This is a genomic window from Saccharothrix sp. (assembly GCF_031180885.1).
In the GTDB taxonomy this organism is placed as follows: domain Bacteria; phylum Actinomycetota; class Actinomycetes; order Mycobacteriales; family Pseudonocardiaceae; genus Actinosynnema.
Window position 1 is genome coordinate 74,297 of sequence record NZ_JAPSLK010000006.1, and the last position, 26,467, is coordinate 100,763.

At 71.8% G+C, this 26,467-nt stretch carries 30 protein-coding genes; 18 read left to right on the top strand and 12 right to left on the bottom strand.

Going from position 1 to position 26,467, the window contains the following annotated elements:
* Positions 1-22 precede the first annotated feature (22 nt).
* On the top strand, positions 23-772 hold the full coding sequence (locus RIN75_RS11285; protein ID WP_309111789.1) for a DUF742 domain-containing protein: 750 nt from the start codon (positions 23-25) through the stop codon (positions 770-772).
* Entirely contained in the window at positions 753-1,358 is a 606-nt protein-coding gene (locus tag RIN75_RS11290) for an ATP/GTP-binding protein (RefSeq protein ID WP_033432210.1), read from the top strand. Before RIN75_RS11285 ends, RIN75_RS11290 begins: the two co-directional genes overlap by 20 nt.
* 312 nt (positions 1,359-1,670) lie before the next feature.
* On the opposite strand, the gene RIN75_RS11295 is transcribed toward RIN75_RS11290, so the two are convergent.
* Together RIN75_RS11295 and RIN75_RS11300 are read right to left on the bottom strand one after the other, a co-directional pair.
* Positions 1,671-2,045: a hypothetical protein gene (locus RIN75_RS11295; RefSeq protein ID WP_309111790.1), complete on the bottom strand. Its 375-nt coding sequence runs from the start codon at positions 2,043-2,045 to the stop codon at positions 1,671-1,673.
* Positions 2,046-2,327: 282 nt separating this feature from the next.
* Positions 2,328-4,571 carry a helicase-associated domain-containing protein gene (locus tag RIN75_RS11300; RefSeq protein WP_309111791.1) on the bottom strand — a complete coding sequence of 748 codons (2,244 nt, stop codon included), beginning with the start codon at positions 4,569-4,571 and terminating at the stop codon, positions 2,328-2,330.
* Positions 4,572-4,655: 84 nt separating this feature from the next.
* On the opposite strand from RIN75_RS11300, the gene RIN75_RS11305 reads away from it, so the two are divergent.
* The 5 genes from RIN75_RS11305 (at position 4,656) to RIN75_RS11325 (ending at position 7,792) form a co-directional block, all read left to right on the top strand.
* On the top strand, positions 4,656-4,841 hold the full coding sequence (locus RIN75_RS11305) for a hypothetical protein (RefSeq protein ID WP_309111792.1): 186 nt from the start codon (positions 4,656-4,658) through the stop codon (positions 4,839-4,841).
* Between the two features lie 186 nt (positions 4,842-5,027).
* On the top strand, positions 5,028-6,416 hold the full coding sequence (locus RIN75_RS11310; RefSeq protein WP_309111793.1) for an NAD-dependent malic enzyme: 1,389 nt from the start codon (positions 5,028-5,030) through the stop codon (positions 6,414-6,416).
* 10 nt (positions 6,417-6,426) lie between these two features.
* On the top strand, positions 6,427-6,900 hold the full coding sequence (gene moaC / locus RIN75_RS11315) for a cyclic pyranopterin monophosphate synthase MoaC (protein WP_309111794.1): 474 nt from the start codon (positions 6,427-6,429) through the stop codon (positions 6,898-6,900).
* Positions 6,897-7,370, top strand: coding sequence for a MogA/MoaB family molybdenum cofactor biosynthesis protein (locus RIN75_RS11320; protein ID WP_309111795.1), 474 nt, complete (start codon positions 6,897-6,899; stop codon positions 7,368-7,370). Before moaC ends, RIN75_RS11320 begins: the two co-directional genes overlap by 4 nt.
* Positions 7,367-7,792 (top strand): molybdenum cofactor biosynthesis protein MoaE, encoded by a 426-nt coding sequence (locus tag RIN75_RS11325; RefSeq protein ID WP_309111796.1) that lies wholly within the window; start codon positions 7,367-7,369, stop codon positions 7,790-7,792. The genes RIN75_RS11320 and RIN75_RS11325 overlap by 4 nt, the downstream gene beginning before the upstream one ends.
* A 55-nt stretch (positions 7,793-7,847) precedes the next feature.
* Here RIN75_RS11325 and RIN75_RS11330 read toward each other — a convergent pair whose 3' ends face one another.
* Entirely contained in the window at positions 7,848-8,234 is a 387-nt protein-coding gene (locus RIN75_RS11330) for a cold-shock protein (RefSeq protein WP_189221110.1), read from the bottom strand.
* A gap of 125 nt (positions 8,235-8,359) precedes the next feature.
* Here RIN75_RS11330 and RIN75_RS11335 point away from each other — a divergent pair, with 125 nt between their 5' ends.
* Entirely contained in the window at positions 8,360-8,551 is a 192-nt protein-coding gene (locus RIN75_RS11335; RefSeq protein WP_309111797.1) for a hypothetical protein, read from the top strand.
* Here RIN75_RS11335 and RIN75_RS11340 read toward each other — a convergent pair.
* Positions 8,517-9,155, bottom strand: coding sequence for an HAD hydrolase-like protein (locus tag RIN75_RS11340; RefSeq protein WP_309111948.1), 639 nt, complete (start codon positions 9,153-9,155; stop codon positions 8,517-8,519). The two genes, RIN75_RS11335 and RIN75_RS11340, sit on opposite strands and share 35 nt — an antisense overlap.
* A gap of 68 nt (positions 9,156-9,223) precedes the next feature.
* On the opposite strand from RIN75_RS11340, the gene RIN75_RS11345 reads away from it, so the two are divergent.
* The gene (locus RIN75_RS11345) at positions 9,224-9,763 is read left to right on the top strand and encodes a TetR family transcriptional regulator (protein WP_309111798.1); all 540 of its coding nucleotides are present in this window, start codon (positions 9,224-9,226) and stop codon (positions 9,761-9,763) included.
* A gap of 238 nt (positions 9,764-10,001) precedes the next feature.
* Positions 10,002-10,376: a YccF domain-containing protein gene (locus tag RIN75_RS11350; protein ID WP_309111799.1), complete on the top strand. Its 375-nt coding sequence runs from the start codon at positions 10,002-10,004 to the stop codon at positions 10,374-10,376.
* Here the strand turns inward: RIN75_RS11350 and RIN75_RS11355 are convergent.
* Positions 10,357-11,157, bottom strand: a complete 801-nt coding sequence (locus RIN75_RS11355) for a metallophosphoesterase (protein ID WP_309111800.1) — start codon at positions 11,155-11,157, stop codon at positions 10,357-10,359. The two genes, RIN75_RS11350 and RIN75_RS11355, sit on opposite strands and share 20 nt — an antisense overlap.
* A 155-nt stretch (positions 11,158-11,312) precedes the next feature.
* On the opposite strand from RIN75_RS11355, the gene RIN75_RS11360 reads away from it, so the two are divergent.
* Positions 11,313-11,693 carry a hypothetical protein gene (locus RIN75_RS11360; RefSeq protein WP_309111801.1) on the top strand — a complete coding sequence of 127 codons (381 nt, stop codon included), beginning with the start codon at positions 11,313-11,315 and terminating at the stop codon, positions 11,691-11,693.
* Here RIN75_RS11360 and RIN75_RS11365 read toward each other — a convergent pair.
* Both RIN75_RS11365 and RIN75_RS11370 read right to left on the bottom strand, forming a co-directional pair.
* On the bottom strand, positions 11,690-12,487 hold the full coding sequence (locus RIN75_RS11365; protein ID WP_309111802.1) for an HAD-IIA family hydrolase: 798 nt from the start codon (positions 12,485-12,487) through the stop codon (positions 11,690-11,692). The genes RIN75_RS11360 and RIN75_RS11365 overlap by 4 nt on opposite strands.
* Positions 12,488-12,505: 18 nt before the next feature.
* Positions 12,506-12,958 carry a MarR family transcriptional regulator gene (locus RIN75_RS11370; RefSeq protein ID WP_309111803.1) on the bottom strand — a complete coding sequence of 151 codons (453 nt, stop codon included), beginning with the start codon at positions 12,956-12,958 and terminating at the stop codon, positions 12,506-12,508.
* Positions 12,959-13,074: 116 nt separating this feature from the next.
* On the opposite strand from RIN75_RS11370, the gene moaA reads away from it, so the two are divergent.
* The 3 genes from moaA to RIN75_RS11385 all read left to right on the top strand — a co-directional run bounded on the left by moaA (position 13,075) and on the right by RIN75_RS11385 (position 15,424).
* Positions 13,075-14,133 carry a GTP 3',8-cyclase MoaA gene (moaA, locus tag RIN75_RS11375; RefSeq protein ID WP_309111804.1) on the top strand — a complete coding sequence of 353 codons (1,059 nt, stop codon included), beginning with the start codon at positions 13,075-13,077 and terminating at the stop codon, positions 14,131-14,133.
* 2 nt (positions 14,134-14,135) lie between these two features.
* Positions 14,136-14,390: a MoaD/ThiS family protein gene (locus RIN75_RS11380; protein WP_375295938.1), complete on the top strand. Its 255-nt coding sequence runs from the start codon at positions 14,136-14,138 to the stop codon at positions 14,388-14,390.
* A 383-nt stretch (positions 14,391-14,773) separates the two neighbouring features.
* Entirely contained in the window at positions 14,774-15,424 is a 651-nt protein-coding gene (locus RIN75_RS11385; RefSeq protein ID WP_309111805.1) for a transglycosylase family protein, read from the top strand.
* Positions 15,425-15,818: 394 nt separating this feature from the next.
* On the opposite strand, the gene RIN75_RS11390 is transcribed toward RIN75_RS11385, so the two are convergent.
* The 3 genes from RIN75_RS11390 to RIN75_RS11400 are packed head-to-tail and all read right to left on the bottom strand — an operon-like array spanning position 15,819 to position 18,883.
* On the bottom strand, positions 15,819-16,301 hold the full coding sequence (locus tag RIN75_RS11390; RefSeq protein ID WP_309111806.1) for a DUF2771 family protein: 483 nt from the start codon (positions 16,299-16,301) through the stop codon (positions 15,819-15,821).
* Between the two features lie 11 nt (positions 16,302-16,312).
* Entirely contained in the window at positions 16,313-17,947 is a 1,635-nt protein-coding gene (locus RIN75_RS11395; RefSeq protein WP_309111807.1) for an MFS transporter, read from the bottom strand.
* A gap of 33 nt (positions 17,948-17,980) precedes the next feature.
* On the bottom strand, positions 17,981-18,883 hold the full coding sequence (locus RIN75_RS11400) for a PLP-dependent lyase/thiolase (protein WP_309111808.1): 903 nt from the start codon (positions 18,881-18,883) through the stop codon (positions 17,981-17,983).
* Between the two features lie 69 nt (positions 18,884-18,952).
* Here RIN75_RS11400 and RIN75_RS11405 point away from each other — a divergent pair, with 69 nt between their 5' ends.
* A complete protein-coding gene (locus tag RIN75_RS11405) occupies positions 18,953-19,405 on the top strand; it encodes an Lrp/AsnC family transcriptional regulator (protein ID WP_309111809.1) in 453 nt (150 codons plus the stop codon).
* Positions 19,406-19,433: 28 nt separating this feature from the next.
* On the opposite strand, the gene RIN75_RS11410 is transcribed toward RIN75_RS11405, so the two are convergent.
* On the bottom strand, positions 19,434-20,210 hold the full coding sequence (locus RIN75_RS11410) for a glutaminyl-peptide cyclotransferase (RefSeq protein ID WP_309111810.1): 777 nt from the start codon (positions 20,208-20,210) through the stop codon (positions 19,434-19,436).
* A gap of 57 nt (positions 20,211-20,267) precedes the next feature.
* Between RIN75_RS11410 and RIN75_RS11415 the strand changes: the two genes are divergently transcribed.
* The gene (locus RIN75_RS11415) at positions 20,268-21,317 is read left to right on the top strand and encodes a DUF3027 domain-containing protein (protein ID WP_309111811.1); all 1,050 of its coding nucleotides are present in this window, start codon (positions 20,268-20,270) and stop codon (positions 21,315-21,317) included.
* Complete coding sequence (locus tag RIN75_RS11420) at positions 21,314-24,142, top strand: sacsin N-terminal ATP-binding-like domain-containing protein (protein WP_309111812.1); 2,829 nt, start codon at positions 21,314-21,316, stop codon at positions 24,140-24,142. Before RIN75_RS11415 ends, RIN75_RS11420 begins: the two co-directional genes overlap by 4 nt.
* A gap of 511 nt (positions 24,143-24,653) precedes the next feature.
* On the opposite strand, the gene RIN75_RS11425 is transcribed toward RIN75_RS11420, so the two are convergent.
* Positions 24,654-24,914, bottom strand: coding sequence for a DUF2530 domain-containing protein (locus RIN75_RS11425; RefSeq protein ID WP_309111813.1), 261 nt, complete (start codon positions 24,912-24,914; stop codon positions 24,654-24,656).
* A 76-nt stretch (positions 24,915-24,990) separates the two neighbouring features.
* Between RIN75_RS11425 and RIN75_RS11430 the strand changes: the two genes are divergently transcribed.
* Positions 24,991-26,463, top strand: a complete 1,473-nt coding sequence (locus RIN75_RS11430; RefSeq protein WP_309111814.1) for an NCS2 family permease — start codon at positions 24,991-24,993, stop codon at positions 26,461-26,463.
* The last annotated feature ends 4 nt before the right edge of the window (positions 26,464-26,467 follow it).

A 26,467-nucleotide genomic window follows, 5' to 3' on the forward strand; every position in this document is an offset into this window, starting at 1 on the left:
AGATCGTGGGGGTGAGCGGTAAATGGCTGAACGATCTGGCGCCGGCGGACGCCGCTTCGGTAGGAACTTCAACTACCAGGAGTGGGCGGTCGGTGGCTTCCAATTCGCTGAGCCGGATGCCGACCCCGCAGAGGACGAGGAAGCCGAGCACGCATCCAACTCGTGGACGGGTCGGGCGGCCGAGCCGCCACGGGTAGAAGGCACAGGGCAGGGGCTAGGCGATATGTCTCAGCGTGAGGTTGACGACTCGTCGTACGACTACGACGACGTCCCCAACCGGTTCGACATCGACGGGTACGGCAGCGGCCTGTTCGGAGGTCCGGGAGCCGACCTGTTCGGTGCCCACGGCCTGCCCGACAGCGTTCCGGAACAACTGCCCTACGCGACCGGACCGCAGCCGGTCGTGCGGCACGAGGAGGACCCCGCGGCCGAGTCCGGCTCGCTGGTCCGCCCGTACACCCGGACCGGCGGTCGCACGCGGCCGGACTACGACCTGGCCATCGAGGCGCTGGTGTCCACCAGCGAGCGGGGCATGGAGCGGGACGCGGCCGTGCTGCCGGAGCACCGGTCCATCTGCGGCCTGTGCACCGACACCCGTTCGGTGGCGGAGGTCGCGGCGCACCTGCGGCTCCCGCTGGGCGTGGTGCGGGTGTTGATCGGTGACATGGCGAGCATGGGTTTGGTTTTGATTCACCAGGGTGGCTTGGTCGTGGGGGACCGGCCGTCCATTGAATTCCTTGAGAGGGTGCTCAGTGGGCTTCGCAGGCTCTAGCCCCAACGCGGCCGAAGGCGCTCGCAAGCCGACGACTTCCGCGAAGATCGTGGTCGCCGGTGGTTTCGGCGTGGGCAAGACGACTTTCGTCGGTTCCGTGTCGGAGATCGTTCCGCTGACCACCGAAGCGGTGATGACGGAGGCCAGCGCGGGGGTCGACGACCTGTCGGCGACGCCGAACAAGGTCACGACGACCGTGGCGATGGACTTCGGCCGGGTGTCGTTGGACCAGGACCTGATCCTGTACCTGTTCGGTACGCCGGGTCAGCACCGGTTCTGGTTCATGTGGGACGACCTGGTGCGGGGTGCGATCGGCGCGATCGTGCTGGTGGACACGCGGCGGTTGGCGGACGCGTTCGCGTCGATCGACTTCTTCGACGACCGGCAGCTGCCGTACGTGGTGGGCGTGAACTGCTTCGACGGTTTGCTGCACCACCGGATCGAGGACGTGCGGGAGGCGTTGACGATCGACCAGTCGGTGCCGATCGTGACGTGCGACGCGCGGAACCGGCAGTCGACGAAGCAGACATTGATCACGCTGGTGGAGCACGCGATGCGCCAGTGGATGTCGGTGCGCGCGGGCTGATCCCGTTGTGCGGCTTGGGGGCGGTCCCGTGGTCGGGGCCGCCCTTCGCGCTGCCCGGCGTCAGGCGGTGACGGCGCTCCGGCCGACTTCGCGATGGCTCAGGACGAGCGCCTGGGTGCGGTTGCGCGCGTCTTCGCGGGCTTGCCGCATGTCACGCCCGGCCGCCCGGTCCCGCCGAGCCTTGTCGGCTTTGACTTCCTTCCAGGAACGAGCCACTGCCCGGCCCTCCGTTCGCGTTCGCCCGGTGCCACGCGTCAGGGCGGCCTCCCGGTCGGGAGACCGCCCTGCTCGCGGCTTCAGGTCCGGGAACCGTCAGTCGATGTTCCAGATCCAGACCCAGTGGTCTCCGTCGTCGTCGTCATGGTCGTGCCAGTCGTCGTCGTCATCCCAGTCGTGGTGGTCGTCGTCCCAATCGCCGTGGTCCCAGCCGTGGTGGTTGTTCGACCAGTCGCCGTGGTCGTCCGACCAGTCGTCGCCGTCGTGCCCGCCCCACCAGCCGTGGTGGTTGTTGCAGTCGTTGGACTGGTTGACGCCCTCGAAGACGATGCTGTGGATGATGTCGTTCTCGCAGTCGCCGTCGCCGTGGCGGTCGGACGTCGCCGGGGACGCCGTCGCCGTCACCGCGGACAGCGCCAGAGCGCCCGCCGTCGTCGCCACTGCCAGCAGGACCTTTCGGATGATGGACATGCGCCACTCCTCCCGAGTTGGTTCGCGCATGGAACAAGCCATCTCGACGCTAGGTCAGCGCGGCGGCACCGGCGGGTGGTCGCGGGTACCCGTCCGGGGATAACTCACGGTGGACGACGGCCCGCACAGGGACGGCCTCGTCATGGGAGACCGCCCTGGCGGGACCGGCGAGCGGGGTGACGCCCGCCCCTGGTGCGGCCCTGTGTCGGACGTTCTTGCCGCACGACAGAAACTAAAAGACCACCGGAACCCCGTGGGGTGTTGAAACTCCCCGTTCGGGGATCACGCAGGGTCGTCCTCGACCAGCGCGGCCGACGTGATGCGGTGCAGCGGAAAGCGCCGGACCTCGCCGTAGCTCACGTCCACGCCCTCCAGCACGCCACCGCCGACCACCTGCGGCTTGATCACCCGCCGGGCGGCGGTCCCGTGCCCGTCCACGAAGTCCACGAGCACGCTGCGCCCCTCCCGCGCGGCCCGCTGCAACAGGTCCAGCGTCGCCGACGGCCCGGCGCCCAGGTGGCCGGGCACCGCGACCCGCGCGCCACCCGTGGTCGCCGCCGCACGGTCGCCCGCGCGCACCAGCCGCACCAGCTCGCCCAACTGCTCGTCCGACGGCACCGACGGCACAGCGGTCCGCCGCCTGCCCTTGCCCGGGATCCGCCGACCGGCGGCCCGCAGGTCCAGCACCCGCCCGTCCGGCCCCTCGGCGGCGGGCGCGAACCCGGCCGCCCGCAGGCCGTCCATGACCTCCGCCAGCGGGTACGGGCTCACCAGCACGGTCGGCGCGATGCGGCGCAGCTCCAGCCGCTCCGCCGCCGGGTGCGCCACGACCTCGGCGACCAGCACCGGGTCGTCGCAGCGCAGGAACGACCCGGCCGCCCCGCCGCGCAGCCGCCCGTGCTTGCGGGCGGTGTCGTCGATCAGGTACGTCAGCGACTGCGGCACCGGGGTCTTCGACTTGGCCCGGAACAGCTCGTGCAGCTCCGCCGCGGTCCGCCCGGCGTCGAACGCCCGCCGCACGGACCCCTCGTGCACCCGGTACACGGTCGCCCCGCCGGCCGACTCGACGTCCGCGACCAGCGCGATGTCCTCCGCCAGCTCCGGCTCCAGCCGCCCCGGCGCGACCACCGTCAGGTCCGCCTGCACCAGCACGTGGTCCACCGGCGCGGGCAGGGCGTCACCCAACCGCTTCGCCGCCGGCCCGGGGCCTTCGGACAGCAGCGTCCGGCCCTGCCCGGTCAGCGCGCCCAGCGCCAGCACGCCCACCGACGTGCCCTCGTCCACCGTCCACCGCACCAACTCGTCCCGCAGCCGACCACCCCGCCGGGGCGCGCGCCACGCCAGCACGGCGGCCAGTTCGTCCACGTTCGGCACGGCCGTGCCCGGCGGCAGCGCCGCGAGGGCGTCCAGGACGCGCCTGCGGTCCCGCGGCGCGCCCGGCCGGTTCAGCTCCGGGGCCAGCGGGTTGAGCAGCCGGTCGCGGTCGTCGCGCTGTCCGATCAGCCCCGGCAGCCGGGGCAGGTCCAGCCACGCCAGAGCGAGCGCCGCCCACCGGTGCTCGGGTGCGGCGGTCAGCCACGAGTCGGCCTGCGTCGTCGGCACCCACTCCGGCTCGGCGCCCTCGCTGTCGGCGACCAGCCCCGCGTTGACCACCAGCTCCACCAGCAGCGCGGCCCGCCGCTCGTCCACGTCGAGGTCCTTGGCGACCCGCCGGACCTCCCGCACCCCGACCCCGCCGGACCGCAGCACCGCCGGCGGCTCGTCGGACCACAGCCCCAGCAGCCCCTCGACGTGCCGGCACAGCTCCAGCGCCTCGCCGCCACCCGTGCTGTCCACGGTCGCGGGCGCGCGTTCCACAGTCGTCAGCGGCGGCTCGGCCGTCCGGATCTCACCCAGTGGACGGTCGCCGCGCACCTTGAGACCGATCTCACGCGGCAGCTCGACGGTCATCGCGTCCCGCCGCACCAGCAGGCCCCTGGCCAGCAGCTTCTGGATCGGCGTCTTGGCGTTGGCCAACGACACCACGTGCGCGGCGTCCTTCGTCTGCCCGACCGGCGGCCCGGCCGCCAGCGCGCCCAGCACCCGCCGTTCGTCCTCGCCCAACACCCCGAGGTCAGTCTCGGCGAGCGAGGGCACGGACCGCCCCAGCCCGCACGGGAACGGGTTGACCGCGTCCCGCGTGGCCGGCGGCGTGGACAACCCGGAGGCGTCACCCCACACCAGCGCGCGGTCCTGCAACAGCCCCACGGTCGGCCGGACGTCCACGTCGAACAGCGCGGACAGCCGGTCCAGCGGCACCGGCCGCACGTCCGCGTCCAGCACCAACAGGGCTTCCAGGACGCTGAGCGCCAACGTGTCGAGGTCCTCGCACGCCCGCGAGACGGAGGCCCGCGACCCGATCCGGGTGGCGAGCACGGTCACATCGGCCGGCGGCGGCGTGGCCAGGTCGGGCCGGGCGCGCAGCAGCGCCACGAGCGCGGAGTCGTCCTGCGCGCGCAGCCAGTCGGCGAGAGTGGTGCCGGACATCCCCACCACGGTATAGGGCCGCGCACGGCCGGGGAGCGGTGAGGCACACTTGTCCACGACCGGAAGCACCCCCGAGGAGGAACCGTGGCCAAGGCCCGCCCCGAGCGCATCGACCCGCACTGGCCGGAGCCGCCCGCGGACGGCAAGTACGCGGTGAGCGAGCTGGCCAGCGACGTCCAGGGCGCCCTGTCCCCGTTCGGCAAGGTCACCTTCCCGTTGCCGGTGGAGGACCTGGGCTACCACCACCCGGTGACCGAGATCAACCGCTGAGGCACCCGCTCGAAGAACGCCGCGCACCGCACGGACGAGCCGTGAACCACCGGCTCCCACCGCGCCCGCGCGGCGTTTTCGCGCGCGAACTCTTCAGGCCGGAGCCGGTCGAGTCGCAAGAGTTCCGTTAATCCGGTCGGACTACGCTCAGAACTTCCGCTGAGCAGTGCTGTTCTGGGAGGTTCGATGCCGGTCCCCGGCCCTGGTTACTCGATCACCGTCCGCCTGGAGGCGCCGCCGTCGGCGAGCGCGGCGGGGGACCTGACCTCGGCCGTCGGGCGCGCCGGCGGGGTCATCACGGCGTTCGACGTCGTCGAGTCGCACAACGACCGCGTCATCATCGACCTCACCTGCAACGCGCTGTCGGCCAACCACGCCAAGGACATCACCGACACCCTGGAACTCCTGCCGGGGATCGTGGTGCGCAAGGTGTCCGACCGGACGTTCCTGGTCCACCTCGGCGGCAAGATCGAGATCTCCTCGAAGGTCCCGCTGCGCAACCGCGACGACCTCTCCCGCGCCTACACCCCCGGCGTCGCCCGGGTCTGCCAGGCGATCGCCGAGAACCCCGACGACGCCCGCCGCCTGACCATCAAGCGCAACACGGTCGCCGTGGTCACCGACGGCTCCGCCGTGCTGGGCCTGGGCAACCTCGGCCCCGCCGCCGCGCTGCCCGTCATGGAGGGCAAGGCGGCGCTGTTCAAGAAGTTCGCGGGCGTCGACGCGTGGCCGGTCTGCCTGGACACCCAGGACACCGAGGAGATCATCCGCGCGGTCGAGCTGATCGCCCCCGTCTACGGCGGCATCAACCTGGAGGACATCGCCGCCCCGCGCTGCTTCGAGATCGAGGCCCGGCTGCGGGAGAAGCTCGACATCCCGGTGTTCCACGACGACCAGCACGGGACTGCCATCGTTGTCGTCGGCGCTCTCCGCAACGCGCTGCGCGTGGTCGGCAAGAAGCTGTCCGACTGCAAGATCGTGGTCTGCGGCGTCGGCGCGGCCGGCTCCGCGATCATCCGCCTGCTGCTCAAGCAGGAGCCGGGCGACATCGTCGCGGTCGACGTGGACGGCGTCGTGCACCGCGACCGGCCCGGCCTGGACGACAACCTGAAGTCCATCGCGGCCGTCACCAACAAGGACAACATGTCCGGCCGCCTGCACGACGCGCTGGTCGGCGCGGACGTGTTCATCGGCGTGTCCGCCCCGAACCTGTTCGGCGCGGAGCAGGTGGCCACCATGAACTCCGACGCGATCGTGTTCGCGCTGGCCAACCCGGACCCGGAGATCGACCCGATGGAGGCGCAGAAGCACGCCGCCGTCGTGGCCACCGGCCGCAGCGACTTCCCCAACCAGATCAACAACGTGCTGGCGTTCCCCGGCGTCTTCCGGGGCCTGCTGGACGCGCACGCCCGCACCATCACCGACGCGATGCTGCTGGCCGCCGCGACCGCCATCGCGGACGTGGTCGACGGGGAGAAGCTGAACGCCTCGTTCATCGTGCCGAGCGTGTTCGACGCGTCCGTGGCGCCCGCCGTCGCCGAAGCCGTCCGGAAGGCGGCCGTCGAACAGGCCTAGCATCGGCCGTATGACCAAGCAGTTCACCCACCTCGACTCCAGCGGCGCGGCGCACATGGTGGACGTCTCCGGCAAGGAGCCGACGACCCGCACGGCGGTCGCGTCCGGCGTCCTGCGCACGACCGACGAGGTGGTGGCGCTGCTGGGCAGCGACGGCCTGCCGAAGGGCGACGCGCTGGCCACGGCGCGCATCGCGGGCATCATGGCGGCGAAGCGGACGTGGGAGCTGGTGCCGCTGTGCCACCCGATCGCGCTGTCCAAGGTGTCCGTGGACCTGCGGCTGGGCGACGCGGCGGTGCACATCACGGCCACCGTGCGCACCACCGACCGGACCGGGGTGGAGATGGAGGCCCTGACGGCGGTGTCCGTCGCCGGGTTGACCCTGCACGACATGGTGAAGTCGGTGGACCCGGCGGCGACGTTGGACGGGGTGCGCGTGGAGCGCAAGGAAGGCGGCAAGACCGGCGTGTGGGAGCGCCCGTGAGGACCGCGCGCGTCGTGACGGCGTCCAACCGGGCCTCCGCCGGGGTCTACGCGGACCGGGGCGGGCCGATCATCGTGTCCTGGCTGCGCGAACGCGGTTTCGAGACACCCGACCCCGTAGTGGTGCCCGACGGCGACCCGGTGGCCGAGGCGCTGCGCGAGGCCGTGGCCGCCGGTGTGGCCGTGGTGATCACGACCGGGGGCACGGGCATCAGCCCCACGGACCGGACGCCCGAGGCGACCCGGTCCGTGCTGGACTTCGAGGTCCCCGGTGTGGCGGACGCCATCCGCATGTCAGGCTGGCCCCGCGTGCCCACCGCCGTGCTGTCGCGCGGCGTGGCGGGCGTGGCCGGGCGGACGTTCGTGGTGAACCTGCCGGGCTCGACCGGCGGGGTGCGCGACGGGTTGGACGTGCTCGGCACGCTGCTGGAGCACGCGGTGGACCAGGTGGCCGGAGGTGACCACGCATGACCGAGGTGCTGCGGGCGACCGTCAGCGACCAGCCGCTGTCGGTGGAGGAGCACGCGAAGCTGGTGGAGAACGCGGGCGCGGGCGCGGTGGTGACGTTCTCCGGCGTGGTCCGCGACCACGACCACGGGCGCAGCGTGCGCGAGCTGGAGTACGTGGGGCACCCGACCGCCGGGGACGTCGTGGCGGAGGTCGTCGCGGACGTGGTGGCGAAGTTCACCGGGGTGCGGGCGGTGGCCGTGTCGCACCGGGTGGGCGAGCTGCGGATCGGGGACGTGGCGCTGGCGTGCGCCGTGTCCGCGGAGCACCGGGGCGAGGCGTTCGCGGTGTGCTCCGAGCTGGTCGACGAGGTGAAGCGGCGGCTGCCGGTGTGGAAGCGCCAGGTGTTCGCCGACGGCACCGACGAGTGGGTCAACTGCCCCTAGGCATGCCTGAAGAGGCGTTGTGCACGCACAACGCCTCTTCGGCTTTTGCGGCTCTTTACGGGTCCAGCTCCCGCGCGACCGCCCGGACCACGTCGGCGATCAGCTTCGTGTTCTTGCGGTCGGGGTAGCGCCCGCGCCGCAGCTCGGGCTGGACCTTCAGCTCCAGCAGCTTGATCATGTCCTCGATCAGGCCGTGCAGCTCCTCCGCGGGGCGGCGCCGGGCCTCGGCCACCGACGGCGCCGGGTCGATCAGGCGCACCGACAGGGCCTGCGGGCCACGCCGGCCCTCGGCCATGCCGAACTCGATGCGCTGTCCGGCCTTGAGGCCCTCGACGCCCGGGGGGAGCGCGGATTTCCGCACGTACACGTCCTCGCCCCCGTCTTGGGTGACGAAGCCGAAGCCCTTCTCCGAGTCGTACCACTTGACCTTGCCGGTCGGCACCGCGCTCACCAATCCTCGATCAACCACACGACGAACGCGCCCCAGGCGTGCCCGAGGCGCGTCCCACCAGACTAACGAGAACACCACCGCCGGGGCACCTCCGATCGCGCGACTACGCTCACCCCATGCCGACCTCGAAGCTGATGCCGCTGGCAGTGGCGCTGTTCGCGCTGGGTGTCGTGGCGATCGTCGCGATGTTCGTGGCGGGCGAACCCGGGTTGCCGGGCTGGGTGTTCGCGGCGGGCTGGCTGCTCGCGCCCGCCGGTTTGGCGCTGGGCGTGTTCAGCGCGGTGCGGGACTCCCGCTCCCGAGGCTGACCGCGTTCGCGCGCAGCCAGTCCGGGAACTCCTCGAGCGAGCCCAGCACGACGTCCGCGCCCTCGTCTTCCAGCTCTTTTCGGGTGCACGGACCGCTGACCACGCCGACCGCCATCGCGCCCGCGACCTTCGCACCCCTGATGTCGCCGACGTGGTCACCCACGTAGACCGCCGCGCTGTGTGCTTTGAGGGCCTCCGCCTTGCCCGACGCCCACAGCTCGCCGAACAGGTGGTCCACCTCCCAGCCGAGGGCGGCCAGGTGCAGCGCGGCGTTGGCCCGGTACTTGCCGGTGACGACGACGGTGGTGCCACCGAGTTCCTTGACCGCCGCAAGCGCTTGCGCCGCGCCGGGGAGGGCGACCGTGGCCGGGATGACGATCTCCGGGTAGAGCGCCCGGAAGCGCGCGACCAGGGCCGGGATCTCGTCCTCCGGCACGCCGAAGTCGCGGTAGATCATGTCGAGGGGCGGACCGAGGTTCGCCGCGAAGTGCTCGCCGTCCAGTGCGTGCCCGGACTCGGCCCCGACCGCGTTCATGACCGCCGCCATGCCTGGCCGGGGGTCGATCAGCGTCATGTCGAGGTCGAATCCCACGGTCAACGGCACGGCGGTCAACGGCACGGTCGAAACTCTACGGTCTTTACAAAATCGAGCCTTGTGTAAAGCTTGGGCGCGTGACCGACCTCACCCGGTCGCTGCTCGACGCGGCGGCGGCCCTGCTAGCGGCACACGGCTCGCGCGGCCTGCGCATGGTGGACGTGGCGACGCGGGCGGGGGTGAGCAGGCAGACGGTGTACAACGAGTTCGGCAACAAGGAAACCCTGGTCAGGGCCGTGGCGTTGGACAAGACGGACCAGTTCCTGGCGGCGGTCCGCGACCGCTTGGCGTCGGCTGAGGACCCTTTGGAGGGCCTGCACGCGGCCATGGTGTTCGTCTTCACCGAGGCCTTCCGCGACCCCCTGACCAAGTCGGTCTTCACCGGCGCGAACGCCGAGGACATGCTCCCCCTGGTCACCACCCGCGGCCACGAGATCCTGACGGCGTCGGCCACGGTCTTCGCGTCCCACTTGACCACCCACTGGCCGGACGTGCCGGAGGACCGCCGGGGGCTGGTCGCGGAGACGGCGGTCCGCTTGGCGATCAGCCACCTGCTGACCCCGTCGGGCGACGCTCCGGCAGCGGTGGTGGCGGTGACCCGGGCACTGCTCGCCTGACCCGCTGGGCGCCCGCATCGGCCTGTCCGTGGGCCGCGGCCGTTGGGGTGCGAGGAAGGGCGCGAGGGCCGCGGCGAGGTGCGGGGGAGCGCAACTAGGCGGCGGCACGGCTGCGGCGGCAGGACGGCTCGGCGGGAGGGCCGGGCGGCTCGGCGGGAGGGCCGGGGCTGGGCGGCTCGGCGGGGCTGGGCGGGTGAGCGGCCACGTGGGCCGCCCCGTGATCGGGCAGGATGGCGGGGTGCGGATCATCCTGAACCTGATCTGGCTGGTGCTCAGCGGCTTCTGGCTGGCCCTCGGCTACGTCGTCACCGGGATCGTGTGCTGCATCCTGATCATCACCATCCCCTGGGGCCTGGCCGCGTTCCGGATCGCGAACTACGCCCTCTGGCCGTTCGGCCGGCAGGTGGTCGACCGGGCCGACGCGGGCACGCCCTCGTTGTTGGGGAACGTCATCTGGATCATCGTCGCCGGCATCTGGCTGGCGATCGGGCACGCGGTCACCGGGTTGCTGCTGTGCGTGACGATCATCGGCATCCCGCTCGGCGTCGCGAACTTCAAGATGATCCCGGTGTCCCTGATGCCCCTCGGCAAGGTCATCGTCCCGGCGCCGTAGGCGGCGAGCCCAACCTCACCACCAGGCACGGGCCGCCGCTGTAAAGGCCGGCATCGACCGCCAGGACGCGGTCGTCGGCGTAGCGCAGCGGCCCGTCGATCTCCTCCGGCGAGACACCCAGCTGGTCGGCGATGACGCTGTGGCCGTGCACGACCTCGCGCCCGCCCAGCACCTCCAGCATCTCGGCGGCCACGTCACCGCCCTCCGGGCCGCGGAACGCGTACCGGGTCGTCATCTTGCGCCAGCACTCCCACCACGCCTCCAGGTCCGCGCCCTCCAGCACCTCCCGCACGGCCTCGTTGACCTGGTCGATCGTGGTGCCCCACTCCAGGTACGCGAGGGTGTCCGAGTGCATCAGCAGGTGGTCGTCGACCAGCCGCAGCACGGGTCTGCTGGTCAGCCAGTCGATGTGGCGGTCGGTCAAGCGGTCCTGGTCGCTGCGGAGGCCGCCGTTGAGCAGCCAGCTGCGGGCGAAGCTGCGCGGGGTGGGGGCGTTCGGGACGTGGGTGTCGCCGAACCGGTGCATCCCCAGCAGCAGGATCTCGTGGTTGCCGATCAGGGCGTCGACCCGGCCCTCGGACTGCTCGGCCAGCCGCATGACGAACTCGATGACGCCGATCCCGTCCGGCCCGCGGTCGACGAAGTCGCCCAGGAACCACAGCTCCGCGTCGCCACCCGCCCAGTCGCCCGCGTCGTCCACGAGCTGCCGGGCGTGCAGGGCACGGGTGAGCTCGGCGAGGTGCCCGTGCACGTCGCCGACGACGAAGAGCGGTCTGTCCACGGTTGCGACGATAAGCGACGATCCTGCGGGACGCGTAGAAGTGGATCACCGCAGGGCCGGATGCGCGTTCCCCGCTGGGCCGTGCGGCCTCCCCCCGCGGGGTGAAGTCAGCGCATTCCGCGTGATGGAACCCGCCCGTGGGCAATCTCACCGGCATGAAGGAGCACCTGGAACGGGTCGCGGTGGTGCTGGACCAGGTCATGGCGGAGACCGCCGCGACCGGTGCGCTGACGCCGTGGGAGCAGGTCGACTGGCTGCGCCTGCACGCCGACCTGCTGGACCGGCTCGGCGCGGCGGCTGGGTCGTCCAGCGCGGTGTCCGGACGCGGTGAACTGGTCCGCGACCAGGCCGAACGGCTCGCCGACCGCCTCAACCGCCTCCCGTGCGCCCTACCGGACAACCCGCCGCCGGCCGGCCCGGTCGACTCGCCGGCGGCCAGGCCGGCGGTCGTCCGCGTCACCGCCGGCGACGAGCCGTTCGAACGCCTGGTCGTCGCCGGTGACCTCCACCTGGTCCGGGCCGAGCCGGACGACTAGTCCAGGTCCGGGAACGGGTTGGCCGAGTTGCCGACCAGCTCGGCGATCGACTTGATCACCCGCGTCGGCCGGTACGGGTACAGCTCCGCCGTGGAGTCCGCCGAGATGCCGGTCAGCACGAGGATGGTCCGCAGCCCCGCCTCCAGGCCGGACCGCACGTCGGTGTCCATCCGGTCGCCGATCATCAGCGTGTTCGCCGAGTGCGCGCCCAGCGCCCGCAGCGCGGACCGCATCATCAACGGGTTGGGCTTGCCCACGTAGTACGGCTCGCGCCCGGTCGCCCGCTCGATCAGGGCGGCGATCGACCCGGTGGCGGGCAGCGAGCCCTCGCGGGACGGGCCGGTCGCGTCCGGGTTGGTGGCGATGAACTTCGCGCCCTCCTCGACCAGGCGGATGGCCTTGGTGATGGCGGTGAAGCTGTACGTGCGGGTCTCGCCGAGGACGACGTAGTCCGGGTCGCGGTCGGTCAGCACGTACCCGATCTCGTGCAGCGCCGTGGTCAGCCCGGCCTCGCCGATGACGAACGCCGACCCGCCGGGCCGCTGCGAGTCCAGGAACCGCGCGGTGGCCAGCGCGGAGGTCCAGATCGCCGTCTCCGGCACCTCCAGCCCGGTGCGGGACAGTCGGGCGCGCAGGTCGCGCGGGGTGTAGATGGAGTTGTTCGTGAGCACGAGGAACGGGATGCCGTTCGCGGTCAGCTCCGCCACGAACTCGCTCGAACCCGGGATCGGGTGCTCCTCGTGCACGAGCACGCCGTCCATGTCCATCAGGTAGGTCCACTGCTGCTCGGCCATGCGGGTCATGCTGCCGGCTCAGGCGTCGATCACGCGCCTGCGGAACGTTTCGATCAGCACCCGGTTGTACCGGTCGAGCACCTCGCGCTCGTCCGGGGTGAACTGCGCGAGAACTTCGCGCAACGTCTCCCGCGCACCCTCGAACAGGCCGGTGTTGGCCACGGTGACCTCGACCAGCACCTTGCGCCGGTCGTGCGGGTCGCGGACGCGGCGGACGTACCCGGCCTTCTCCAGCCGGTCGATCACGCCGGTGACCGCGCCCGTGGACAGCCCGGACAGCTCCGCGATCCGGCCCGCGGTGACCGGTCCCCCGGCACGAACGGCCAGGTCGAGGCACTTCTCGTCGGTCGGCGAGAGGCCCATCCGCTCGGCCACGCGGGTGTGGAACCGGGCGGTGAGGGCGCTGGACTCCCGCGCGTACCCGGCGAACCGCTCCAGCACGTCCGCGGGCACGTCCGGCTCGCTCGTCATGTCAAGCAATTTAGCCGCCGGCGGGCCGGGGTTGGGATGGTCCTCCAACCGGTCGCCGTGCGCTGTGTCGGATTTGTAGCAGTACCCACAAGAGTCACCCCATTACCCTGGTAGGGGTGACGGCAGTCGAGCTGGGACTACCCATCGTGCGCGGCACCCCGGACCCGGCGGGCCGGCCGGATTCGCCGCTGCTGGTCGACCGGTTCGGCCGGGTCGCGACCGACCTGCGCGTGTCGCTGACCGACCGCTGCAACCTGCGCTGCACCTACTGCATGCCCGCCGAGGGCCTGGACTGGCTGCCCAAGCAGGAGCTGCTGACCGACGACGAGCTGGCCCGGCTCATCGGCATCGCGGTGACCCGCCTGGGTGTCAAGAACATCCGTTTCACCGGTGGCGAGCCGCTGCTGCGCCCCAATCTCGAACGGGTGATCGCGGCCACCGCCGCCCTCGACCCGCGCCCCAAGATCTCCATGACCACCAACGGCGTGAGCCTGGCCCGCCGCGCCGCCGACCTCGTGGCCGCCGGCCTCGACCGGGTGAACGTGTCGCTGGACACCCTCGACCCGGCCCGGTTCCACGCCCTGACCCGCCGCGACCGCCTCGACGACGTCTTCGAGGGCCTCGCCGCCGCGCGGGACGCGGGCCTCGCGCCGGTGAAGGTCAACGCGGTGCTGATGCGCGGGGTGAACGAGGACGAGGCCGTGCCGCTGCTGCGGTACTGCCTGGACAACGGCTACCAGCTCCGGTTCATCGAGCAGATGCCGCTGGACCCGCAGCACGGCTGGAACCGCGACGACATGGTGACCGCCGAGGAGATCCTGGCGGCGCTGCGCACGGCGTTCACCCTCACCCCCGAGCCGGGCGAGCGGGGCGGCGCGCCGGCGGAGCGGTGGCTGGTGGACGGCGGACCGGCCGTCGTGGGCGTGATCGCGTCGGTGACCAGGCCGTTCTGCGCGGCCTGCGACCGGACCCGGCTGACCGCCGACGGCCAGGTGCGCAACTGCCTGTTCAGCCAGTCCGAGACGGACCTGCGGGCCCTGCTGCGCGGCGGCGCTTCCGACGAGGACATCGCGGACCGCTGGCGGGCGAACTCGTGGGCGAAGGCGGCCGGCCACGGCATCAACGACGCCGGTTTCCACCAGCCGGACCGCCCCATGAGCGCCATCGGAGGATAAGTGTGTTGGAGCTGACGGTCCGGTACTTCGCAGGCGCACGAGCCGCCGCCGGCACCCAGGACGAGAACCTCACCCTCCCACCCGGCGCGACCGTGGCCACCGCGCTCACCGCGATCGAGGCCAAGCACGGCGAGAACCTGACCCGCGTCCTCAAGGCGTGCAGCTTCCTCCTCGACGGCGTGGCGGTCCGCGACCACGCCACCCACATCCCTCCCGGCGCCCAACTCGACGTCCTCCCACCCTTCGCCGGCGGCTGAGGCTGCGTCATTCGGGCGGCGGATCGACGTGATTCACACCTCACCGAGGGTGATCGATCTCGACCGATCTCGGATTGGAAACGAGACGATAACGACGCTCTGACCAGCATGAACAACCGGGTCGACGGATCACCTGGTTTCGTTACAGTGATGTGGATCACGGTTCAGATCGTTTTACCTCGCTCCGGCGGTTACGTACGGTCGCTCGTTGGTTGGCCCCGACCGACCAAGAGCACCACCCGGGACGCCGCACACCGAACCCCGTCCGACGGCTCCCGGGACCGACCCCGAGCGAGAGAAATCCGCCGGACGGGGGACCGATCGGCCATGTGGGGAACCCGAGCCCCGGCCGGTCGAGCAGGTGTGGGTGGGCAGAGAGGCACATGGCTTCGTACCGAGGCAAGCACCGCCCGACCACCAGCGCCGCCGCCCGCACCGTCGCGAAGGTCGCCGTCGCCGGCGTCATCGTCGGTGCCCCCCTGGGCCTGGCGGCCGGCACGGCGAACGCGCAGAGCGTGAACTGGGACGCGGTCGCGGCGTGCGAGAGTGGCGGTAACTGGAGCATCAACACCGGCAACGGCTACTACGGCGGGCTGCAGTTCCTGCCGAGCACGTGGCGCGCCAACGGTGGCAGCGGCATGCCGCACCAGGCGTCCCGCGAGGAGCAGATCCGGGTGGCCGAGAACGTCCTCCGGACCCAGGGCATCGGCGCCTGGCCCGTCTGCGGCCCCAAGGGCCTCGGCGGCGCCGCCGCCCCGGCCCCGAAGCGCACCGCTCCCGCGCCGGCCCAGCCCCGCAAGACCGCGCCGGTCCAGCAGCAGGCCGCCCCGGTCCAGCAGGCGGCCCCCGTGACGGTGGCCCTGCCGTCGACCAACCCGAACGGCGACTACGAGATCAAGCCGGGCGACAGCCTGTCGAAGATCGCCGACGAGCTGAAGGTCGAAGGCGGCTGGGCGAAGCTGCACGAGTTGAACAAGCAGTTCATCCCGAACCCGGACCTGATCCTCCCGGGCCAAAAGATCGCCACCAAGTGATCAGCAAGTGATTCGTGGGTCGGCCAAGCGCCGACCCGAACAAAGACCGCACGGGCCGTCCCCCGACCCGTGCCCGAACCAGGGGCCTCTGCCGACCTCCCCCGACGGCAGGGGCCCCTGTCGCACAACCACACCGCCACCGACGCTCTTCGCGCCGCAGGAACTGCTTTCGCGCCGCAGGCGCGCCGATGGGCTATGAGCCACAGGAAGGGCGAAGCGCGGTTGGGCTGCGCCCAGGCCGTACGGGGGACGAACCGACGCCCTTCCACCCCACCCCGGGGGGCCTGCCGCGCGGCGAGCGCCGCTCTTACGCTTTAAGCTTTTGATCTTGAGAGCGCGCCGGCGCCTTCATCTTGAGAGCGCGCAGCGCGCAAGGCTCAACAGCGAAGCGCATCTAGCGCCGGTCGTCCACCGACAAAACCCAAGTACCGCGAGCAACGAAGTCGAAAGCGCCCGTAGTGCTGGTCTCAATACGAGCCCCGTACTGCTGAACCTCGACGCTCTCCAACTGGTCATCCGGGTTCGGCAGCACCAGCGTGTACGCGAACCGCGGCTCCCGCTCCGTGAACAGCTTGCTGCGCAACGGTTCCTGCGCCTCACCGCGCGCGTTCCGGTAGGTGAACTTCACCGACCACGCCGAGTTGGCCAACTCGCCGGGCACCGAGATCTGCACCGGCTTCCCCGGCCGCACCCGCAGCACCCCGACCGCCTCGGCGTCCACGTCGCAGTCCTCCGACTTCAGGTCGCAGTACTGCGTGGGCTTCACGACGACGGTCTTGCCGTCCGCGTAGAACGTCACCTCGGGGTTCGCCGGCACGGCACAGGCCGTGACGACCAGCAGCAACAGCAGCGACAGGACCGGCAGCACTCGACGCACGGCAGTCGAGCCTACGGGGTGACCGGGGTCGGCCTGATGGGGCGGTCGCCGCCCATGCCCGGGATCAACGTGCTGCCCTGCCGGGTCGCGATCGTCTGCGCCAGGCCGCACGCCAGCAGCCCCGACAACACGGTGAACCCGATCCAGTACTCGGTCGGCAGCAGCACGCCGATCGCGCCGCCGAACACCCACCCGAGCTGCAGGATCGTCTCCGACCGCCCGAACGCCGACGCCCGCGACTCCTCCGGCAGGTCGTCCTGGATCACCGCGTCCAGCGACACCTTCGCCAGCGAACTCGCCGTCGCGCCGACCAGGCCCACCACCGCCGCCGTGATCACGCCCGGCAGGATCGCCGCCACGATCGTGGACAGCAGGGCCGCGACCAGGCACGCGATCACGACCTGATCCGGTGCCCCGAAGTGCAGCCGCGCGCCGACCGCGTTGCCGAGGAAGCTCCCGATGCCCGCCGCACCCGCGATCACGCCCAGCAACAACAGCTGCATGAACGCGTCACCCTCGGTCTGCGCCCGCACCACGAACGCCGAGAACAGCATCAGGAACCCGGTCAGCATCCGGATCGAGCCGCTGCCCCACAACGCCACCACGACCGTCCGGCCCAGCGTCTGGCGCGGCTTGTGCGGCTTGGCCCGCAGGGACGTCGGCACCTCGCCCTCGGTGACCTCGACCCACGCCGGGATGCGCAGGCACAGCCACGCGTTGACCAGGCACAGCACGGCCGTGAACCACAGCGCGCCCGAAGAGCCGAACAGGTTCGCGAGACCGGCCGCGATCGCGCCGAACACACCGCCCGCCGCCAGCCCGAACACGGTCATCCGGGCATTGGTCTTGGACAGCGTGATCTCGCGCGGCAGCACCCGGGGCGTGATCGCCGCCTTGAGGACGGTGAACGACTTCGACAGGACCATGCTGCCCAGCGCCGCCGGGTACAGGCCCCAGTTGTCGAAGTTCATCGCCATCACGATGAACAGGAACACCCGCAGCACGCACGACAACGCCAGCGCGACCCGGCGACCGTTCTGGATGCGGTCCAACACCGGCCCGATCACCGGGGCGACCACCGCGAACGGGGCCACCGTGATGAGCAGGTACAACGCGACCTTGCCCCGGCTCTCGCCGGCCGCCGCGGAGAAGAACAGGGTGTTGGCCAGTGCGACCGCCATCGCCGCGTCGGCGGCGTAGTTCAGCATGACCGCGTAGGTCAGCGAGGACAGCCCGGACTGCTTGGCCCCGTCCGCGTGCGCGGCGCGCCGGAACGCCCGCACCGCCTGCGTGCTGAGCTGCTTCGTCCGGAACCACGCCACACGGGTGACGGTCAGCTTCTTCGGCAGCGTTGGCGACGTAGGCCCGCCATCCGGCGGGTTGGGATCGCGCGGCGGGTTGGGGTCACGCGGCGGATTGGGGTCACGCCGCTGATGAGGACCGCGCGGCTGATGAGGACCGCGCGGCGGATTGGCGTCGCGCGGCGGGTACGGCTCACGCGGCGGCGGTCCGTACCGGTCGTCCGGGGGCCCGTACCGGTCCTCCGGCGGCACCCCGGGCGTCGGGTACGGCCGGGTGCGCGGCTTGTACTCGTCGTCCTCCCACGGGTACCGCCGCGACGGGTCTTCCGGCCGTGGACGCGTCACACCCCAATCCTGCCTCACCGACCTCGGGCTGTCTCACACATTGCTCCCGGTGAGCACGGTGGCGGTGGTCTCTCCCGGGATGTCGTGGACCGCCAACCCGGCCAGCCCCGCCGCCCCGGCCGGCTCCAGCACCAGCCCGAGCGTCCGCAGCGCCAGGTCGGCGGCCTCCCGGATGGCGTCGTCGGGCACCAGCACGACGTCGTCCACGAGTTCCCTCACCCGGGCGACCGACTCCGCCACAGGCACCCGCACCGCGATGCCGTCGGCGATCGTCTCGGCGGGACCGTCCCACTCCCGCCCGGCCCACGCGTGCGCCAACGCGGGGGCACCAGCCGCGCACACCCCGACGACCCGCGTGTGCGGAGAGTGGTGCTTGAGCCACCGGGCCATCCCGGTGATCAACGCGCCGTCGCCGAGGGGCACCACGACCGCGTCGATCGACACCCCGGACCGCAACAGCTCGACCGCGATGGTCCCCGCCCCCTCGCACACCGCCGGCTCCCGGCCGTCCTCGACGAACACGGCCCCGGTGTCCTCCGCGTACCGCCGCGCGACCTCCTTGGCGCCGGTGAAGTCGCCCGGGACCTCGTGGACGGTCGCGCCCAGCACCCGCATCCGGCGGACCTTGTCCGGCACGGCCCGGTCAGACACGAACACCTCGACCGGGAAGCCGTGGTTGCGCCCCGCGTAGGCCACCGCCTGGCCAAAGTTGCCCGCCGACGCGCACACCACGGTCCGCCCGACGGGCAGCGTCGAGGCCAGGAAGTCGGCGCCCCGGCCCTTGAAGCTGCGCAACGGGTTCGCGGTCTCCACCTTCACCAGCACCCGGCGGCCCAGGGCGGCGCACAGCTGTTCGTCCACGTACTGCGGGGTGTCGCGGAACACGGGGTCGATGGTCTTGGCGGCGCGGGCGATGTTGTCCAGGTCGATGTCCACGTTCAGAAGCTAGATCGCAGGCCCAGGGCACCGATTGAAACTTTCCCCGCCTCCACGCAAAATTTTCGCGTGGACGAGGTGGACCGCCGCCTGCTGGCGCAGCTCCAGCAGGACTCCGGCCGCACGCTGCACGAACTCGGCGAGCTGGTCGGCCTGTCACCCAGCGCCGTGCAGCGGCGGATCACCCACTACCGGACGTCCGGCCTGCTCACCCGCGAGGTGGCGGTCTTGGACACCGGCAAGCTCGGCGGGATGCTCGCGATCGTGCTGGTGGTGCTCGAACGGGAGTCCCACGCCCACCACCGCGCCTTCGCCCAACGGATGCGCGCCACGCCCGAGGTCCAGCAGTGCTACGAGCTGGCCGGCCGGTGGGACTACCTGGTGGTCCTGTCGGTGACCGACATGGCGCGTTGCCGCGAGGTCGGCGACGAGCTGTTCCAGCAGGACGACAACGTCAAGCGCTACGAGACGATGCCGGTGTTCGACGCGGTCAAGACCGGCCTCGCGGTCACGCTGCCCTGACCACCCCGCCTCGATCACCGCGCGGCTGTCACCCTGACTTGATCTTGATCCGGAAGATCGTCGGCCAGTTCTTGCCGGTCACCAGGAACTCGTCGGTGCTGCCGGGCACCGCCGCGATGCCGTTGAGGACGTTGGTCTCGGGCACGTCCGCGGGCCGCAGCGAGCTGAGGTCGACGGTGGCCAGCACGTCACCGGACTTCGGGTCGATCTTGACGACCTCGTCGAGCTGCCACAGGTTCGCCCACACAGCGCCGCCGACGCACTCCAGCTCGTTGATCCGGACCAGCGGGATGCCGTTGCGGCGCACGGTCACCCGGCCGGTCTCGGCGAACGTCTCCGGGTCGCGGAACCGCAGCTCTTCGGTGCCGTCGCTCATCACCAGCCGGTCGCCGTCGCGGCACAGTCCCCAGCCCTCGCCCTCGTACGTGGCGCGTTTCACCTCTTGGAGGGTGTTCTTGTCGCGCTGGATGGCGACGCCGTTGCGCCAGGTGAGCTGCCAGACGCGGTCGCCGACGACGGTGACGCCCTCGCCGAAGAAGTCCGCGGGCAGGTCGACGCGTTGCTTGACCTCGCCGGTCGCCGGGTCGATGCGGCGCAGCGTCGACTGCCCCTCCAAGCCGGTGCCCTCGTAGAGGACGCCGTCGACCAGCTCCAGGCCCTGGGTGAACGCCTCCGGGTCGTGCGGGAGGGTGCCGACCACCTCGACGGTCGGTCTGCGCTGCTGGTTGGGCTGTTCGGGCGCGTCCGGCGTGGACGTGCACGCCGTCGACATGACGAGGACCACTGCCACCGGGAGCCACCGCACGTCCGAAAGGGTGGCACGTGTGCACGAGCCTGCGAAGACGTGCGGCACAATTCACCTGTGACCGCCACGCCGACCCAGCAGCCCGATCCAGTGCTCGCCGACCCGGCGCTCGTCGACGCCGCAGCGGTGTCGACCGCCCGCGCCGCGGCGCAGGAGGAAGCGGGCGCGGAACCCGTCGGTGAGCACGTGGGTGTGCTCGCCGAGGACGAGGCGTCGGTCACCCACCTGTTCGAGGCCGCGCACGCGGGCTACCGGGGGTGGAACTGGGCGGTGACCGTCGCGTTCGCCGGACCGGGGACGCCGGTGTCGGTGTCCGAGGTGGTGCTGCTGCCCGGCAAGGACGCGCTGGTCGCGCCGGACTGGGTGCCGTGGCACGAGCGCGTGCGCGCCGGTGACCTGGGCGTGGGCGACCTGCTGCCGACCCGCGAGGACGACCCGCGCCTGGTGCCCGGGTACGTGGGTTCGGACGACCCGGCGGTCGAGGAGGTCGCGAAGGAGATCGGCCTGGGCCGGGTGCGCGTGCTGTCCCGCGAGGGAGTGCTGGACGCCGCGTCCCGGTGGCACGCCGGCGACTTCGGCCCGCGCAGCGACATGGCCCGCAGCGCGCCGGCGACGTGTGGGACGTGCGGTTTCTACACGCGGATCGCGGGGTCGCTGGGTGCGGCGTTCGGGGTGTGCGCGAACGAGCTGACGCCGGCGGACGGGCACGTGGTGCACGTCGAGTACGGGTGCGGGGCGCATTCGGAGGTCGAGGTGGAGGGCGGTCCGGCGGTGCCGGTGGCCGACCTGGTCTACGACGACGCCACCTTGGACGTCGAGGTCAACGAACCCGCCGTCGAGCCCGCCGCCGTCGAGCCCGCCGCCGTCGAGTCGGCCGCCGTCGAGTCGGCCGCCGTCGAGTCGGCCGCCGTCGAGTCGGCCGCCGAGCCGGCCGGAGCCGAACCGGCCGACGGTGAGCCTGCTACCGCTGAGTCCGCGCCGGCCGAAGCCGTCGAGCCCGCCGCCGAGCCGGCCGGAGCCGAGGCTGGGTCGGTCGAAACCGCCGCGCCGGCCGAAGCTGCCGAGGCCGAGACCCCCGCCGAGCAGGCGGACGAGTCCGGGCGGTGAGCCGGGACCCGTTCGGCACGGAGGCGCTGCGGGAGTCGGTGCTGGCCGCCTGGCGCGGCTCGCCCACCCGGTTCCGCGAGGACGCCAACGCCGAAGAAGACCTGCGCCTGGGTGGCTACCGCGACCGGCTCCTGGTCGAACTCGCCCAGAACGCCGCCGACGCCGCCGGCCCCACCCCCGGCACCCTCCGTCTGTCCGTTGTGGACGGTGAACTCCGGGCCGCCAACACCGGTCACCCGCTGACCGTCGAAGGCGTGGCCGCCCTCGCCTCGCTGCGCGCGTCCGCCAAGTCGGCGGACACCGTGGGCCAGTTCGGCGTGGGTTTCGCCGCCGTCCTCGCCGTGACCGACGCCCCGCGCGTGGTCTCCACGTCCGGTGGCGTGCTGTTCTCCGCTTCCCGCACCCGCCAGGCGGTCCCCGAACTGGCCGAGGCGCGCGGCGGGGACGTGCCCGTGCTGCGGCTGGTCTGGCCGACCGACGAGGCCGACCTGCCCGAGGGCTTCGACACCGAGGTCCGCCTGCCGCTCAAGGTCGACGCCGCCCCGCTGCTCGCCGAGTTCGCCGACCAGGTCCCGGACCTGCTGCTGGCACTGCCCGGCCTGCGCAGGATCGAGGTCGGCGACCAGGTCTGGGAGCGCACCGAGGACGAAGGCGTGGTCGTGCTGCACGGCCCGGCCGGCGCGCAGCGGTGGCGGGTGCGGCGGGTCGGCGGTGAGCTGCCCGCGCACCTGGTGCAGGGCGTCGAGGCCCGGCCGCACTGGAACGTCTGCTGGGCGTGGCCGATGGACGAGCCGCTGCAGGGCGACGTCCTGCACGCCCCGACCCCGACCGACGAGAAGATGTCCCTGCCGGCGCGGCTGATCGCGTCCCTGCCGGTGGAACCGTCCCGCCGCCGGGTGCTGGTCGGCGCCGCCGCCGAGTACGTGCTCGACCAGGCCGCCCGGGCGTACCCGGACCTGGTCTTGGAGCTGCCCGCGATCGACCGCACGTCCCTGGTGCCGCTGCCCGGCTTCCCGCTGTCCGAAGTGGACGGTCTGCTGCGCGAGCGCGTGCTGTCCGCGCTGCGGAAGGCGTCCTGGCTGCCGCTGGCCAGCGGCGAGTGGACCGCGCCGGAGAACGCCAAGGTGCTGGACGCCCCGTCCGAGCCGCTGGTGGAGCTGCTGGAGGACGTCGTCCCCGGCCTGCTGGACGCCGAGCTGACCCTGCCCGAGCACGCGAAGGCGTTGGCGGCGCTGGAAGTCCCGCGCATGTCGGTGGCCGAGGTGGTCGAAGCCCTGGCCGGGATCGGCGGCGACCCGGGCTGGTGGCACGAGGTCTACGACGCGCTGACCCCGCTCGCCGACGTCGACTCCACCGCCCGCGAGGAGATGGGCAGCCTGCCCGTGCCGCTCGCGGACGGCCGCCTGGTCAGCTCGCCGCGCGGCGTCTACGTGCTGCCCGCCGACATGTCCTTCGACGTGTCCGGCCTGCGGATCGTGCACCCGGAGGCGGCGCACCCGTTGCTGCTGCGCCTGGGCGCGCTGGAGGCCGGACCGGGCGAACTGCTCGACTCGGACGCCCTGCGCGAGGCCGTCAAGCACAGCCTCGACGACCCCGCGTTGGACGGCCCGGACCTGGTCAAGACGGTCCTGTCGCTGGTCGCGCGGGCCGGCGGGCGGCCGTGGCTGGGCGAACTGGCCCTGCCGGACGCCGACGGCGACTGGCGGCGCGCCGACGAACTCGCGCTGCCCGACTCGCCGCTGCTGTCGGTGCTGGAGTCCGACGCCCCGATCGGCGTGCTGGACGCCGACCTGGCCGCCGAGTGGCCGCGCGAGGTGTGGACGGGCGTCGGCGTCATCGACGGCTTCACCGTGGTCGACGACACCTCGCCCACCGAGCCCGACCACGACCTGGCCGACGAGGGCTACTGGTGGGACGGCGCCGACGAGCCGCCGACCCGCGTCCTGGGCATCCGCGACCTGGACCTGGTGGCCCGCGACAAGTGGCCGGCCGCCCTGCGCCTGATGGCCGCCGACCCGGTCGCGTGGCGCGCGGTGACCGAACCCGACGGCTACACCGGGTGGTGGCTCGCCCGGTACGCGACCCTGGAGGGCTGCCCGCTCAACGCGTGGCGCCTGCCGGACGCCGAGGGCTTGGACGGCCTGTACGACGTGGTCCCGGACGTGGACGTCCCGCCGCATGTGTTGGCGGCGGCCGGCGTGCGGACCGCGTTGACCGTGCTGGACGAGGACGACGTCACAGACCTGCTGACCCGGCTGGGCGACCCGGAGCGCAAACTCGCCGACGCCCTGGTGCTGCGGGTGCACGCGGCCCTGGCGGAGGTGGCGGACTCGGTGAGCGTCGAGCCGCCGGACCGGGTGCGGGTGCTGACCGGCGAGGCCGTGGCGGCGGACGACGTGGTCGTGCTCGATCTGCCGTGGTTGTTGGGTGTGCTGCCGGGCAACCAGGTGCTGGCCGCTGAGGGGCATGCGGAGGCGTTGGCGGAGTTGCTGGCGTTGCCGTTGGCGTCCGAAGAGGTGGTTGGCGAGATCGAGACTGCCGGTGACGAGGTCGTGTGGGCGGAGTTGGGCGCGGTGCGCTTGGCTTGTGATCTGCTCGGGGTGGAGTTGCCGACCAGTCCGGTGATCGTCCATGACGAACTGGGTGTGGCGTTCGAGGGCGAGTCGCACGAGGTGTCGTGGTGGGTCGAGGACGGCGTGCCGCACGCGGCGGACACGCCGGAGGGGTTGGCGCGGGCGTTGGCATGGGCCACGAACAGGTGGTCCGACCGTCACACGTTCGCGGCATTGATCGCCGACCCGACTCCCAGCGTCCTTTTGGGCTGAATAGCTACAGGTCGTCAGCGGGTTCAAGAGCGCGGAGCGCGTTTGAGCTTGAGAGCGTGGAGCGCGTTTGAGCTTGAGAGCGTGGAGCGCGTCGCGTGACCGCGCGCGAAGCGTGGATTTGAGCAGGTGAGCGCCGGTTTAAAGATTAAAGAGCCTCGCCGGCGGGCGAGCCGCCAAGGATGACACAACTGCAAGAGCGGGGGCTTCTTGCTTGTGTCATCCCCGCATGACCCGGCAAAGCCGACCACAGATTTCCCGGGTGCCGCTAAAAACTTTTGCTCGTTCCTCGCAAAACTTTTTGGCTGCACCCGGGAAATCTGTGGTAGCCCTTCGGGCGGGCCATACGGGGATGACACAAGCAAGAAGCCCGGGTTGGGGTGTGTGCCCCGGCGGCACGCCCGACGGCGCTGCGCGCCGAAAAGCACGCGCTGCGCGCGTCGAAGAGCAGGCGGTGGGTGCGTCGGAGAGCAGGCGGTGGGTGCGTCGGAGAGCAGGCGGTGGGTGCGGGTGGTCAGTCGAGGCCGGATTGGGCGGTGCGCGAACCCCTTCGGGCGGCTGATCGTTGCCACCTGAAGATGCCGTAGCCGATCACGCCCAGGCCCGCGCCCGCCGCGCACGTCCACAGGACGGTCGTCTGGTCGCGGGCGAACAGGAGGACCGCCGCGAAGGTCAGCAGCCACAGGGCCGTGCCGCCGACGATCGCCGGGACCGGGTCGGTCAGCCTCGGCGGCAGCGGTGGTGGGGCGGGCGGCGATTGGGTCTGTTCGGCCACGTCAGGCAGGCTACCTGGCGGAAACACCGGTGCGGCACGCTCTGCGCACCTGGATTGACCCGGAGTGGGAGGCGAGATGGCCGCGAAGACCGGCGGTGAGGTGTCGAGGAAAGGGCTCGACACCTTCTTCAAGATCTCCGAGCGCGGCTCGACGGTGGGGCGGGAGGTGCGCGGTGGGCTGGTCACGTTCGTGACCATGGCCTACATCGTCGTGCTGAACCCGCTGATCCTGGGCAGCTTCGCGGCGGACGACCCGTCGGCCAAGAAGGACGTGCTCGGCGCGATCCTGCCGGTGTCGCAGGTCGCGGCGGTCACCGCGCTGGTCGCCGGGGTCATGACCATCCTGTTCGGACTGGTCGCGAACTACCCGTTCGCGCTCGCCACCGGGCTCGGCATCAACTCGTTCGTGGCCGTGTCCCTCGCGCCGCAGATGACGTGGCCCGAGGCGATGGGGTTGGTCGTCGTCAACGGGCTCGTGGTGCTGCTTTTGGTGGTCACGGGCGTGCGGACAGCGGTGTTCAACGCGGTGCCGCCGGAGTTGAAGGCGGCCATCGCGGTCGGCATCGGGTTGTTCATCTGCTTCATCGGGCTGGTGGACGCGGGGTTCGTGCGGCGCATCCCGGACGCGGCGGGCACGACCGTCCCGGTCGGACTCGGGATCAGCGGGTCGATCGCATCCTGGCCGACGTTCGTGTTCGTGGTGGGGTTGGTGTTGACGGGCATCCTCGTGGCGCGCAAGGTCAAGGGCGCGATCCTCATCGGTGTGCTGGCCTCGACGGTGCTGGCCATCGTGGTCGAGGCGATCGCGCAGGCCGGGCCGTCCAAGGGGACCAACCCGGCCGGGTGGAACCTCGGGTACCCGGCGTTGCCCGACCAGGTGTTCGGGCTGCCGGACCTGGCGCTGCTGGGTGACGTGTCGTTCGGCGCGTGGACCCGGCTGCCCGCGCTGACCGCCGCCCTCCTGGTGTTCACGCTGGTGCTGACCGACTTCTTCGACACCGTCGGCACCATGACCGGGCTGGGCAAGGAGGCCGGCCTGATCGGCAAGGACGGCCAGTTGCCGGGCGTGAGCAAGGCGCTGTTCGTGGACGGCGTGGGCGCGGTCGCGGGTGGGGCGGCGTCGAGTTCGTCCAACACCGTCTACATCGAGTCGGCGGCCGGCATCGCGGAGGGCGCGCGGACGGGGTTGGCGAACGTCGTCACCGGGCTGCTGTTCCTCGCGGCGATGTTCCTGACCCCGCTCTACTCCATCGTGCCGGTCGAGGCGGCGGCGCCCGCGCTGGTCATCGTCGGCGCGTTGATGATCGTGCAGGTCAAGGAGATCGACTTCGGCGACTTCTCGGTGGCGCTGCCCGCGTTCCTCACCATCGTCGTCATGCCGTTCACCTACTCGATCGCCAACGGCATCGGCGCGGGCTTCGTCAGCTACGTGGTGTTGCGGGCGCTCACCGGGAGGGCGCGCAGCGTGCACCCGCTGATGTGGGTGATCGCCGCCGCTTTCGTCGTCTACTTCGCCATGGGACCCATTCAGGCAGCTCTCGGCAGCTGAATGG